Genomic DNA, 13,076 nt, shown 5'->3' on the forward strand with positions numbered 1-13,076 from the left:
ACTACTCTTTTTCAACTTGCATATAGTTAAGCTCCAATGGAGTCTTTCTTCCGAAAATCTTAACCATAACTTTTAATTTCTTTTTCTCTTCGTTAACTTCTTCAATAACGCCTGTAAAGCCATTAAATGGCCCGTCCATTACCTTAACGTTTTCACCTACATAATAAGCAACGTTCATGGTTTCACTTTGCTGGCTCATTTCGTCGACCTTACCCAAAATGCGATTAACCTCTGCCTGACGCATAGGTACCGGATTTCCACCTTTATCGCCTAAAAAACCGATCACACTATTAACATTCTTAATAATGTGTTCCAGCTCGCCGTCTAAAATGGCTTCAATCAATACATAACCAGGATAGAAATTGCGCTCTTTTGCAATTTTCTTTCCGTCTTTCATCTGGTAGTACTTCTCCATAGGGATCAATACCTGCGGAACCAGGTGTGTTACTCCTAAACGGCTAATCTCAGAATCGATATACTGCTTTACTTTCTTCTCTTTTCCGCTTACAGCCCTAACTACATACCATTTCAACTGATCGTTCATTTAGCTATATTAATTAGAAAGTGATTTATAAAAAGTATCTAAAACAAAAGTAGATCCCTTATCCATTGCAAATATGACACATGCAATAATAAACGAAGCCACCAAAACCAGCACCGCAGAATTTTGTAATTCTCCCCATGTAGGCCAGGTAACCTTCTGGGTCATTTCTTCATACGATTCCTTAAAAAACTGAACTACTTTAGCCATAATTATTTTTTTGCACGGGAACAAGGATTCGAACCCTGATCAAAGGTTTTGGAGACCTCTATTCTACCATTGAACTATTCCCGTGTATAATTTCTTCTTTTCAGAGTTACTTTTTCCCTTCCAGAGAATCAGAATTTTCTATTAGAACAAAGTACTTAAGCTATCAAAGCCTAAGTACTTTGTTTCTTATTTTAATCCGGTAGGCCTAAGCTACCAGGGAACTATTTTAAAATTTCAGTTACCTGACCAGCTCCTACAGTTCTACCACCCTCACGGATCGCGAAACGAAGACCTTTTTCCATTGCGATTGCGTTGATCAATTTAACAGTGATCGTAACGTTATCACCTGGCATTACCATTTCAGTTCCTTCAGCCAATGAAATTTCACCAGTTACGTCTGTGGTACGGAAATAGAATTGCGGACGGTATTTGTTGAAGAATGGAGTGTGACGACCACCTTCAGCTTTTGACAATACATAGATCTCAGCTTTGAAATCAGTGTGAGGAGTTACTGAACCTGGTTTGCAGATAACCATACCGCGACGGATATCAGTTTTCTCAATACCACGCAACAACAAACCTACGTTATCACCAGCTTCACCATAATCAAGGATCTTACGGAACATCTCAACACCTGTTACAGTAGATTTCAAGTTCTCAGCACCCATACCCAGGATCTCAACAGGATCACCAGAGTTGATTACACCACGCTCAATACGACCAGTTGCAACAGTACCACGACCAGTGATCGAGAACACGTCCTCAACAGGCATCAGGAATGGAAGATCAGTCAAACGCGGAGGAATTGGAATGTAGCTGTCAACAGCATCCATAAGCTCCATGATTTTTCCAACCCATTTAGCATCTCCGTTCAAGCCACCAAGAGCTGAACCTTGAATAACAGGGATATCATCACCAGGGAATTCATAGAATGATAACAATTCACGAACTTCCATTTCAACAAGCTCTAACAATTCAGGATCATCAACCATATCCACTTTATTCATGAATACAACCAATGAAGGTACACCTACTTGACGAGCCAATAGAATGTGCTCGCGAGTTTGTGGCATCGGACCGTCCGTAGCAGCTACAACAATGATAGCTCCATCCATTTGCGCAGCACCTGTAACCATGTTTTTCACGTAATCCGCGTGACCTGGACAGTCAACGTGTGCATAGTGACGGTTAGCAGTTGAATACTCAACGTGTGCAGTATTGATGGTGATACCTCTTTCTTTTTCCTCTGGAGCAGAGTCAATTGAATCAAATGAACGCGCCTCAGATAAACCAGCATCAGATAACACTTTAGTGATAGCTGCTGTTAAGGTTGTTTTACCGTGGTCAACGTGACCGATTGTGCCGATGTTTAAGTGCGGCTTGCTGCGGTCAAACTTTTCTTTTGCCATGTTTTTATACTTATTAGTAGGTTAACTTTTTATTTTATTTATTGTTTTGATACAATTCAATACAAAAAACCTTGTTCACTCTGCTTTTAACCAGATTTAACAAAGCATTCATTTTTTTGAGCCAAAGATGGGACTTGAACCCACGACCTCTTCCTTACCAAGGAAGTGCTCTACCGCTGAGCTACTTCGGCTAATCTCAGCATGCAATCCTATTGCCCACCTTTTTCCATTATGAGCGGAAGACGAGGTTCGAACTCGCGACCTATAGCTTGGAAGGCTATCGCTCTACCAACTGAGCTACTTCCGCTTCTTTATTGTGGGGAGAGAAGGATTCGAACCTTCGAAGTCTTGCGACAACAGAGTTACAGTCTGTCCCATTTGGCCACTCTGGTATCTCCCCCAAAAAAAGAGCCTCCTATCGGGATCGAACCAATGACCTACTGATTACAAGTCAGTTGCTCTACCAGCTGAGCTAAGGAGGCTTATATCATACGCTGCCTAATAAAAGCAAGGCATTTTATAATATTTAATCTTTCATAGAACATTCCATTTCTCTGTCCGCACAAACGCCCTCTCTGAAATGGAATGCAAATCTACAAGAATTTACGTTCTGCACAAAATTATTTTCAAAAAAAAATTGGCGGAAACGACGCCGCCAATTCTTTATTAAAAAGCTTTTAAATATCTGCTTAGTAATCAGACACTTCATCTGCACTTAAAATTGCTTTGTGTTCACTAAGCTTAATTCTGGTTTTATCTTTATGTTTTGTAATTTGTTTTCTTAATGATTCTATCGCCAAATCCGTTGCCTCCTCAAACGTCTTACACTGTTCTTTGGCAAACATGGTACCACCCGGCACAATCAATTTAATTTCACTTATCTTATTCGCCTCATCATCAACATTCTCTAACTTCAAATAAACTTCCCCGCTAATGATCTGGTCAAAAAACTGATCTAACTTATCTACTTTTTTCTGGATGAAATCTAACAACTTGTGGTCCGCGGTAAAATGGATCGATTGAACTGTGATTTTCATATTTTCCTCCTTTTTTATGCCTTTGGATGGGCTTGTTTATATATTGATTTTAATCGTTCTACTGAATTGTGCGTATATACCTGTGTGGCTGCCAGGCTGGCATGGCCCAGCAATTCTTTGATCGCATTCAGGTCCGCCCCCCTGTTCAACAGGCTGGTTGCATAAGAATGCCGCAACACATGCGGACTTTTTTTGTCCTGGGTGGAGATAAATGTCAAATAACGCTGCACGATATTATAAATAAGACCAGGATATGCATCTGCTCCTTTATTGGTAACGAACAATACCCTGCTTTTGTTATTAAAATTTTGAAATGATTTCAGTTCGAGATAGACTTTGATCTCAGCGGCAAGTGATTTACTAATGGGGATGATACGCTGCTTGTTCCTTTTACCGGTAACCACTATGCTCATTTCATAAAAATTGACATCGGATTCTTTCAAAGCAAGTAGTTCTGCGAGTCGCATTCCTGTACCAAACAATGCTTCAATAACCAATTTATCCCTTACTGAATTAAAACTCTCATCAAAAAACTCTCCGGAGTCGAGCAAGGCATCCAACTTTTGATCTTCAACAAATACAGGGATACGTTTGGGAATTTTCGGCGCTTTTATCAGACCCATCGGACTGGCAGGGATCAACCCATGTCTCAGCATATACTTATAAAAACTGCGCAGGGTCGATAACTTTCTTCCTACAGAGCTCTCACTCAGTCCCTCATCTATCAGCATCACCACAAAATCCCTCACATGAACGTGGGCTGCCGACTGAATATCCGTTTCAAAAACCTTATGCATAAAATTTTCAAACTGGGCCAGATCGGCTCTGTAAGACTGAATGGTATGAAGTGAATAGCGCTTCTCGTGTTGGAGATATGTCAAAAATTGCTCAACAGCCATAGAAACCATTTGTAATGCTCGTAGCGTGAATATACGAAACATTATCTTAACATTATTCGATTATTTGAATAAAAAAATGCCCCGGGAAAAAAAATTCCCGGGGCATTTTATATCTATAAACTATCAGGACTAAATCGTTCCTTCCAGCTGCATATTTTGCTTGTAGATTGCGTGTTTCACTAATGTGCGGCGAGCAACAGATTTTTTCTCGTATGCCTGACGACTTCTTAGTTCTCTCAACACTCCAGTTTTCTCAAATTTCTTTTTGAAACGTTTTAACGCTTTATCTAATGATTCGCCGTCTTTAATATTAATAATGATCATAACGTAAAATACCTCCTCTCGTTGTTTTTAAGGACTGCAAAGATACACGTTTCATTTGATTATCAAAACAATAAATTAAAAATCAATTACTCTAACAAAAGAATGGTCAAAGGTTTGCCTGCACTCCGTCTTATACCGGGATTCAACATCAGCAGTCATATAGCCTAATTTCCCGAAAAGGAAGAAGATGTAAAGTACCCAATGGCATAAAAAATCCGGCGACTTTTTTCAAGCACCGGATTAAAAAATTATATTTGGTTAGAATAGGTTTTTAAAGGCATCAATATACTAATCTAGTCTTTTAATATTTCTCTTGCAATAACTATTTTCTGAATTTCTGAAGTTCCTTCACCAATCGTGCATAATTTACTGTCCCTATAGTACTTTTCTACAGGAAAATCCTTGGTATATCCGTAACCGCCAAAAATTTGCACAGCCTCTGTCGATACCTTAACAGCAACCTCCGAAGCGAAATATTTGGCCATAGCTGATTCTTTTGTCATCGGCAACCCTCTGTTCTTGAGATCTGCCGCCTGCCTGATCAGCATTTCTGCACATTCTATCTCGGTAGCCATGTCGGCCAGTTTAAAACTTATCCCCTGGAAACTCGCTATAGGCTGTCCAAACTGATGGCGCTCCTTTGCATAGGCCAATGCAGCCTCGTACGCCCCTTTAGCTATTCCCAATGAAAGCGCCGCTATAGATATCCTCCCACCATCTAATACCTTCATGGCCTGCTTAAACCCCTCCCCTTCGACACCCAGCAGGTTCTCTTTAGGCACACGACAATTGTCAAATATCATTTCAGTGGTTTCAGAAGCACGCATCCCAAGTTTATTTTCCTTCTTGCCGGCTGTAAAACCAGGTGTGCCTCTTTCTACGACAATTGCTGAGATCCCGCCTGCCCTTCCTTTTTCACCGGTCCTCACCATCACTACTGCCATATCTCCGCTTTTGCCATGCGTAATCCAGTTTTTGGCGCCGTTAATCACATACTGGTCTCCATCAAGCACCGCTGTAGTTGCCATCCTCAGGGCATCAGAACCCGTATTTGCCTCAGTAAGTCCCCATGCACCCAGCCATTCGGCTGTGGCCAGTTTAGGCAGCCATCTGCGTTTCTGTTCCTCATTTGCAAAAGCCATGATGTGTCCGGTACATAAAGAATTGTGGGCAGCAAGCGACAAACCTATAGAACCACATACCTTTGCTATACCTGTGATCACATCTACATATTCCTGGTACCCGAAACCCGATCCGCCATAAACCTCTGGCACCAGCACCCCCATAAGACCAAGCTCACCCAGCTGTTTAAATACTTCCACAGGGAAATGCTGGGCCTCGTCCCAGTCCATAACATTTGGCCTGATGTTCTTTTCCGCAAAGTCGCTGACCATTTTCCTGATCAGTTCCTGATTTTCAGATATACTGAAGTTGTATCCAACAGAATTATCTATTGTTTCTAGCATAGTTTTTTTATTTGAATAATGGCAATGTTAGTTAAATATTACCATACAGACATAAGCCAAAAGCTTGCCAAATCATAGAACGGAATGGTATTTAGTCCAATAACCTAACTGCTTGTTTTTAAGCAAGTCAAATAAGCATAAAAGTTTTTTTATTTTTTTTTAGCTTTAGGCGTTAAAAAAATCTAAAAGCGCAGACTCATGCAGTTCATTAACAGACAAGCCGTCATGGCACAGCTTCGTGCCGACCTTATCGGAAAAGATTCTTACAGAGGTGTTACCCTGACTTATTCCTGGCTGGCCAACCAGTTTGGTCACTTCTCGCTGGGGTTTATCCCAACGATACTTGTATATCGCATACTGCAATCTTATCCTTCCATAAACTATCCGGAACTATGGGCCTCATTTGGAGTATGGGGCTTATGGATATTATTTGAAACTTACAATTTTCTGGGCCCGCTGCTGCTAAAGGTCCCTACCAAACGCAGAGCGCTGAACAAGGGCAACTATACCTTTACCCCGGCCTGGACAAACGTAGCTTTCGATACCCTGACTGACCTCGCTTATTTTGGGATCGGTGCATTGTCTGCCAGTCTCATCTGCAAATTTCATGCGGGTATGCTCATCGGATCACTCTCGCTGCTCGTTCTTATTGCCTATCCGGCCTATTACTGGTATACGACCAAGATGTACCTTCAAAATGCAGATTATCCCTTTCAGCTGCGCCTGAGCCAGTGGAACCAAAATATCAAAGAACAGGACAAACAAGCCATACTAAACTTTTTGGACAACAAACAGCAGGGGAAACACATGTTGCTGTTTGGCACAAGGGGCAGCGGAAAAACGATGCTTTCTGTAGGAATAGCCACCGAGGCCTCCATCAAAAGCGGCTGCTGCAGTTACGTGACGGCAGTGAAACTGCTGAGCCTATTCTTTGAAAACGCCAATACTCCCCAAAACAACAGCCGCTTATGGTCCTGGCGAAACTGCAACCTGCTGGTCATCGACGATATCAATCCCGGAAAACCGGTAAAAGGGGATATCATTACAACAAATCTTTTTTATGAACTGCTGAACAATGTAGACTGCGGTCCGGATAACCTGAGACACATCAGGGACAAGAGCATCATTTGGGTGATGGGCAGTGACGATCCGACAAGTTTGCTCGAACAAAAGTGGCAGGCATTATTGGAACAGATCGGTGTTGAGCCTTCCAATATCATTACAATAAACCTGGATTAAGGCAGAATGCTGTTGTCGTAGGCGAAACTCACCAGGTGGGTCAGACTTTTAACTTCAAATCTTTTGTAGAGCGGGATGATCCTTTTTTCTATCGCAGAATGCGATACATTGAATTCATGCGCGATCTCCTTGAAAGAATAACCTTTAGCTACCAGCGACAATGCCTCCTTTTCTTTATTAGATATAGCCAGGTGGTAGAACAGCGCCTTATTGAGTTCCTCTTCAAACTTCTCTTTTTCGGGGCCATAAGCAGCGTAACGCATCACCTTCCCAAAGATCAGGCCTCTGTTGACCTGAAAGCGGCCAATAATAGATTCTATTTTACCGTTTTCCGAGCTCAGAACACCTACTCTGGCAACTATGGGAACCTCATCACCATTTTTATGTATCTTTTTCAATTCTATGGTAAAACTGTAAGCTTCAAGATCTTTGGATTTGCCGTGGATAAACCGAAGGGCCTTATCATTGAGGTCATGAGAAAACGGGGCAAAATCAGGTGCAGACATATTAACTATGGCCAGCATGTTGATCTCATCATCTCTATAACCGACCACTTCTTCCCAGCCGCTTGCAAAGATCATCCTGTTCTCCCTGAAGGAATAGATATAAATGGCCTCTTCAGGAAATTTTGGAATGGTCTTCTTGAAAAACTGCGCACGCTCGCTTTCAAGATCTGCAGGCACGTCCGTTATAAACGTCCTGGAGTAATCCCCAAAATTCTTTTTCATTGTCATTGTCCCATTAGAAAAATCAAAAATAGCATAAACTGCGTATTTTCACAGTTGATACCACCTAAAATCTCTATTAATTTTGTAATAAGTTAAAAATATTTCAGACGTTACCTGACTTACCTTAAAAATTATTGCAACAAAGCCGATTTTAAAACAGAGAAAAAGTAAAGCACTATGCAGACCAACACAATGAACAAGTTATTTTCCCGTAGTTTTTCAATATTTGTTTTGAAACTGATTGCCTTGGCTTTACTGGCTTTATGCTTCTATCAGGCTGGCATTTTAAATTAACCCCCGACAGTCCTTAAATCTGCGGAGACAGCAAACCGCAAACTAGTAAGATGCCAGCGAAAATATATTTCCCGAATAAGCCTTAAGCCTGTCCCGTCCTCCCAGAAAATCCAGTGCTATGATAAAAGAATAGCCGGTAATGCTTGCCCCAAGCTGCATGATCAGTTCTGAAGCTGCAACAACCGTCCCTCCCGTAGCCAGAAGATCATCATGTACCAAAACCTTTTGTCCCCGCAGCACTGCATCCTTATGGCACTCTATAGTAGCACTGCCATATTCGAGGTCATACGATTGCCGGATGGTCGTGTAAGGCAGCTTACCTGCTTTCCTGACCGGCACAAATGGTACATTTAAAAGCTGGGCCAGCGAGGGACCGAAAAGAAAGCCCCTGCTTTCTATACCCGCTACCACGTCAATTTCCAAACCTTTCAGCTGTGCAGCGAGTGCGGTGTTAATTTCCCTGCAAAGGGCAGGGTCTTTTAATATGGGGGTGATGTCCTTAAAAACAATCCCGGGCTTAGGAAAATCGCTGATATCCCGTACAGTCTGTTTGATTTTTGATTCCATGTTTATTGAAAAACTAAATAAGGCGCCATCCTTGCTACGGTTTCAGGATTGAGGAGGAGTACCTTGGTTAAGTCTGCAATATTACTATAATTCCCGTGTTGTTTTCTATACTGGATCAAAGCATTTATTTGTTTGAACCTGAGATAAGGATGGTTCTTCAAATCATCAAACACTACCATATTGATATTGATCTTTCTAATCTGTTCCGGATCTATGCTGATCTGACCGCTTATTTCCCGGTATTTCAGGGAATCAAGGCCGAACACCTCCAGCAACTGGGCCTTCTCATAAAAGCCACCGATGCGTGCTCTGTATTTCATGATTCTTGATGCAAATGCCGGCCCGATACCCTTTATTTCACACAGCGAAGCACTGTCCGCACCGTTGATCTCCACAATTCCCGGCACTATCCTTTCAGGCCGTTCCCCTCCGGATCTTTTATAAAAATCCGGCTCAATTGCTGTTGGAACTATGTTTACATAGGGCGCCAGTGCCTGGTATAATTTCGGGCTGATGGTATACATTTTCCGCAGGTCCTCTTTCTTCCTGAACCTCCCTCCCCTGGCAACATATTTTAAAATTGCTGCCGACTGCTTTGGAGACAAACCCAGTCGCTGCCAGCCGGCCGTGCCAATAGAATTTGGATCAAACCGGAACAGTGAAGTGCGGTGTGTTTTACCTTCTTTATACCGTACTTCACTGTTTGCATCTACCTGCTTATTGTCCGAATATTTAGGTTCAGACTGCAACTGCGCAATCAAAGCCTGCACAATCAACCGGTCTGCAGTTTCCGTATTGTCTTCGTTACAGACTGCCTCATATGCATAAGGAGCAACACTGAGCACCGCGATCAGCCCGATAAGGACCAGCAAACCGTTAAATTCTCTTTTATCCAGGTCAAAATATAAGTTCAGCAATTTTCTCATATCCGGCTAAATTAGTGCAGAGCCACAAGCAAGCGGTAATACCTCCGCTTATTATTTGCTTGCCATGAGATCCTGCAAATGATTATTGAAATATTAATGTTATTTTTGGGGTTGGATTATAAATCATTAAACCATATTTAAATGAAGATCATAACCACCCAGGAGTTTGCAAAGGCCACAAAAATAGATAAGCTGGGTGTACCTGGCCTTGCAGCTTTACTCATGGAGATCATGAAGCTGAATGATATTAATAAGGTTTTTTCAAAGAATGAGCATTTCAGCGGGCTCGAGTTTGTAGATAAAATTCTGGAGACCATAGGTGTAAGCATAGACTTTGACGAAGATGACCTTAAAAATATCCCTAAGACGGGTGGATTTATAGCAATTGCAAACCATCCTTATGGTGGCGTGGAAGGACTGGCACTGGTAAAACTATTGTGCACTGTAAGACCTGAAGCCAAGGTAATGGTCAATTTCATTTTAAAGAAGATTCCAAACCTGAGCGAGTTCTTTGTAGCCGTAAATCCTTTTGAAAATGTACAGCATTCTTCCAGCATCAGCGGACTCAAAGCAACTTTCGATCTGCTGCAAAGCGGCACACCTATCGGAATATTCCCTGCCGGGGAGGTCTCTACCTTCAGCCTTGACAAACAGGAGATCACCGACAGGTTGTGGCATCCGGTAGTCGGAAAATTGATTGCCAGGTCTAAAGTACCAGTAATCCCGATATATTTTCATGGCAATAACGGGGTGCTGTTCAACATCCTGAGCTTCATCCATCCTACTTTGAGAACAGCAAAACTCCCATCAGAGTTTCTCAACAAGCAAGGCTTGAAGATCAAAGTAAGAATAGGAAAACCGATCAACATTGAAGACATTTCCTACAGGAACAACACCAATAAACTGCTTGATTTTTTAAGGGCCCGCACTTATGCACTCGGTACCGGACTGGAAGAGGAAAAGAAACTTTTTAACCCCATCAGTCTTTTTAAAATAAAGAAAAAACCTGAACAGGTTATCGAAGAAACAGACCGCAACTTAATCGTTAACGAAATTGAACAACTTGAAGACTTCAGGGTATGGCAGGAAAAAAACTATGAGGTGTATATCACACCAACAGTAGCCATCCCGAATGTTCTGCGTGAAATTGGCCGTTTAAGGGAAATCACTTTCAGGGAAGTCGGCGAAGGCACCAATAAGAAGATTGATCTCGACAATTATGACATTTATTACAACCATTTATTTATATGGGACAAGACGCTGCAAAACATAGTCGGCGCCTACAGGATCGGTAAGGGGGATGAAATCCTGAATACCATGGGCCGGCGCGGTTTTTACCTGTCAGAACTCTTCAAGATCAAGGAACCATTTTATCCTGTATTGCGAAAAGGAATAGAGCTGGGCAGATCATGGATCCGCAAGGAATACCAGCAGAAACCCCTCCCATTGTTCCTGCTCTGGAAAGGCATTTTAAAATACCTGCTGGACAACCCAAAATACCGTTATATGTTTGGCCCGGTAAGCATTAGTAATAATTTTTCAAAGTTTTCAAAGTCCCTGATCGTCGATTACATTACCAAGAATCACTTCGACTATGAGCTTGCGCACTACGTAAAGCCAAAGAATAAATTTAAAGCCGATCTCTCCGCAATAGACAAAGACCTGCTCATCGAAAGCAGTGAATCTCTAAAAGATCTGGACAGCCTGATCTCCGATATTGAGAATTCACACATTAAGATCCCGGTCTTGCTGAGACAGTACATGAACCTTAACGCAAAGATCATTTGCTTTAACATAGACCCAAAATTTTCAGATTGCCTGGATGGCTTTCTCGTAGTGGACATGCAAAATATTCCTTCTGAAATGCTGGAGAAGATAGGCAAGAACTTTTAGTGTCTACATGCCAAAAAGGCGTGCTTGTTTATCCTTCCGCCGTCCAGACAGACACAGAACCGGCATAAACCTGAAAGTCGCCCCAGCCATCTTCATTTATGATGACCTGCCCGTCTATCTTGCCCAGGTAGTCTGTAAATATCCTACCGGCAAAGGATTTTCCCATCTCCATAGCTTTAGTAGTTCCAAGTCCGTTAGACATGAGCACCGCACAACCGGATTCCGGATGAATTTCATCACCCTGCCGCGTCCAGCCGATACATTGCGGATCATTGAAATAATCAACCTGAATACCATATGCATAGCGTTTTCTAAGAACCAGCAGGGCTTCAAGTTCAGTCATTTTTTCCATAGTGACCTGCTGGGCCTGCCCATCCCTGCCATTGTCCTCATAAGAAGAGCCATAAAGATCGGTATAAAAAACGCAAGGGTATCCATCTGCTCTCAACAAGATCAGTGCATAGGCCAATGGCCTGAACCAGCGCTCTACAGTTTGCTCGAGCGACTGCAGAGGTTGCGTATCGTGGTTTTCTACCAGGGTCACAGCCAGCTCAGGCCTGGCCTGAACCAGGGTGTCATCAAAAACAGTACGCAGGTCATAATTCTTTCCCTCAACTGAGGCCCTGTGCAAATTGGCCTGGAGAGGTGCATCAAAGAGCGACATTCTTTCCTGTGTAAACTCAATGTATCTGAGCATGGCACCCAAATCTCCAGGCGCCCAGTATTCACCAACAGTATAAAATTCGGAATTGAATTCAGCCCGCATATAATCCAGCCATTCATTGAAAAATTCAGGGTTCATGTGTTTAATGGCGTCGAGGCGGAAACCATCAAAGCCCGCAGTTTCATAGAACCATTTCCCCCAGCGTTTTAGTTCTTCACGCACCAGCGGATTGCGGAAATCAATATCAGACAACATCAGATAATCGTAATTGCCCAGTTCGTCTGATATTACATCCTGCCAGTCTTCACCGTATTCATTCTGTATCTTATAAATTGCGGTTTCCTGCTTACGTGCATCATAATCCACCCCGGAAAAGCAGCGGTGATCCCAGGTGAAACCAGAATATTTTCCAGCCCGGGCAGGAAATGTAAATTTCGTAAACGCTTCGATTTCATACGGTTCACTGATGAACTCCATTCGGTTTTCGGGGTTTACTTTCCGGACCGTGATCTCCTCTTTCTCCTCTGCACCCCCCATATGGTTGAGCACTATATCTGCGTAAACCTTTAATCCAGCCTGCTTACCAGCCTGTACCGCATCTATATATTCCTGTTTGGTTCCGTATTTTGTTCGCACTGTACCTCTCTGATTAAATTCTCCCAGATCGTAGAGGTCATAAGAATCATATCCGCTGGCCTGGCCCCCAGCCATTCCCTTATGTGCTGGCGGAAGCCATACAGCATCTATTCCGATATCCTTTAGCCACCGGGCTTCAGATGCGAAAAACCTCCAGAGACTTCCATCTGCCGGATAGTACCATTCAAAAAATTGTAACATGGTAAGGTTTTCCATGAATTGTCTGGGATAAAATGTGTGAAG

The 13,076-nt window shown here is 42.5% G+C and carries 13 protein-coding genes and 5 tRNA genes; 2 read left to right on the forward strand and 16 right to left on the reverse strand.

Annotated elements, in window-relative coordinates; translation table 11 throughout:
- Window position 1: 1 nt before the first annotated feature.
- The 12 genes from nusG to QEP08_RS13625 all read right to left on the reverse strand — a co-directional run bounded on the left by nusG (window position 2) and on the right by QEP08_RS13625 (window position 5,886).
- Window positions 2-544, reverse strand: coding sequence for a transcription termination/antitermination protein NusG (nusG, locus tag QEP08_RS13570; RefSeq protein ID WP_285058780.1), 543 nt, complete (start codon window positions 542-544; stop codon window positions 2-4).
- A 9-nt stretch (window positions 545-553) separates the two neighbouring features.
- On the reverse strand, window positions 554-751 hold the full coding sequence (secE, locus tag QEP08_RS13575) for a preprotein translocase subunit SecE (protein WP_285058801.1): 198 nt from the start codon (window positions 749-751) through the stop codon (window positions 554-556).
- Between the two features lie 13 nt (window positions 752-764).
- Window positions 765-835 (reverse strand) — tRNA-Trp (locus tag QEP08_RS13580).
- A 137-nt stretch (window positions 836-972) separates the two neighbouring features.
- Entirely contained in the window at window positions 973-2,160 is a 1,188-nt protein-coding gene (gene tuf, locus QEP08_RS13585; RefSeq protein WP_073232494.1) for an elongation factor Tu, read from the reverse strand.
- A gap of 119 nt (window positions 2,161-2,279) precedes the next feature.
- Window positions 2,280-2,351 (reverse strand) — tRNA-Thr (locus QEP08_RS13590).
- 43 nt (window positions 2,352-2,394) lie between these two features.
- Window positions 2,395-2,467: transfer RNA gene (locus QEP08_RS13595), tRNA-Gly, on the reverse strand.
- A gap of 10 nt (window positions 2,468-2,477) precedes the next feature.
- Window positions 2,478-2,560 (reverse strand) — tRNA-Tyr (locus QEP08_RS13600).
- Between the two features lie 9 nt (window positions 2,561-2,569).
- Window positions 2,570-2,642, reverse strand: a tRNA-Thr gene (locus QEP08_RS13605).
- A gap of 207 nt (window positions 2,643-2,849) precedes the next feature.
- Window positions 2,850-3,197 (reverse strand): ribosome hibernation-promoting factor, HPF/YfiA family, encoded by a 348-nt coding sequence (gene hpf / locus QEP08_RS13610; protein ID WP_285058806.1) that lies wholly within the window; start codon window positions 3,195-3,197, stop codon window positions 2,850-2,852.
- 14 nt (window positions 3,198-3,211) lie between these two features.
- Complete coding sequence (locus QEP08_RS13615) at window positions 3,212-4,096, reverse strand: tyrosine-type recombinase/integrase (protein ID WP_285058808.1); 885 nt, start codon at window positions 4,094-4,096, stop codon at window positions 3,212-3,214.
- 129 nt (window positions 4,097-4,225) lie between these two features.
- A complete protein-coding gene (gene rpsU / locus QEP08_RS13620) occupies window positions 4,226-4,420 on the reverse strand; it encodes a 30S ribosomal protein S21 (RefSeq protein WP_008243148.1) in 195 nt (64 codons plus the stop codon).
- 293 nt (window positions 4,421-4,713) lie between these two features.
- On the reverse strand, window positions 4,714-5,886 hold the full coding sequence (locus QEP08_RS13625; protein WP_285058813.1) for an acyl-CoA dehydrogenase family protein: 1,173 nt from the start codon (window positions 5,884-5,886) through the stop codon (window positions 4,714-4,716).
- 198 nt (window positions 5,887-6,084) lie between these two features.
- On the opposite strand from QEP08_RS13625, the gene QEP08_RS13630 reads away from it, so the two are divergent.
- Window positions 6,085-7,125: an ATP-binding protein gene (locus tag QEP08_RS13630; protein WP_285058815.1), complete on the forward strand. Its 1,041-nt coding sequence runs from the start codon at window positions 6,085-6,087 to the stop codon at window positions 7,123-7,125.
- Here the strand turns inward: QEP08_RS13630 and QEP08_RS13635 are convergent.
- From QEP08_RS13635 to QEP08_RS13645, 3 genes are all read right to left on the reverse strand, one after another.
- Window positions 7,122-7,853: a LuxR C-terminal-related transcriptional regulator gene (locus QEP08_RS13635; RefSeq protein WP_285058816.1), complete on the reverse strand. Its 732-nt coding sequence runs from the start codon at window positions 7,851-7,853 to the stop codon at window positions 7,122-7,124. The genes QEP08_RS13630 and QEP08_RS13635 overlap by 4 nt on opposite strands.
- 336 nt (window positions 7,854-8,189) lie before the next feature.
- Window positions 8,190-8,714, reverse strand: coding sequence for an adenine phosphoribosyltransferase (locus tag QEP08_RS13640; RefSeq protein WP_285058818.1), 525 nt, complete (start codon window positions 8,712-8,714; stop codon window positions 8,190-8,192).
- 2 nt (window positions 8,715-8,716) lie between these two features.
- Window positions 8,717-9,640, reverse strand: a complete 924-nt coding sequence (locus tag QEP08_RS13645) for a ComEA family DNA-binding protein (RefSeq protein ID WP_285058819.1) — start codon at window positions 9,638-9,640, stop codon at window positions 8,717-8,719.
- Window positions 9,641-9,781: 141 nt separating this feature from the next.
- On the opposite strand from QEP08_RS13645, the gene QEP08_RS13650 reads away from it, so the two are divergent.
- Window positions 9,782-11,533 carry a bifunctional lysophospholipid acyltransferase family protein/GNAT family N-acetyltransferase gene (locus QEP08_RS13650; RefSeq protein WP_285058820.1) on the forward strand — a complete coding sequence of 584 codons (1,752 nt, stop codon included), beginning with the start codon at window positions 9,782-9,784 and terminating at the stop codon, window positions 11,531-11,533.
- A gap of 28 nt (window positions 11,534-11,561) precedes the next feature.
- Here the strand turns inward: QEP08_RS13650 and QEP08_RS13655 are convergent, their stop codons facing one another.
- On the reverse strand, window positions 11,562-13,049 hold the full coding sequence (locus QEP08_RS13655; protein ID WP_285058821.1) for an alpha-amylase: 1,488 nt from the start codon (window positions 13,047-13,049) through the stop codon (window positions 11,562-11,564).
- Window positions 13,050-13,076: the final 27 nt, after the last annotated feature.

Origin of the sequence: Pedobacter ginsengisoli (genome assembly GCF_030244015.1) — a bacterium.
Lineage (GTDB): Bacteria > Bacteroidota > Bacteroidia > Sphingobacteriales > Sphingobacteriaceae > Pedobacter > Pedobacter ginsengisoli.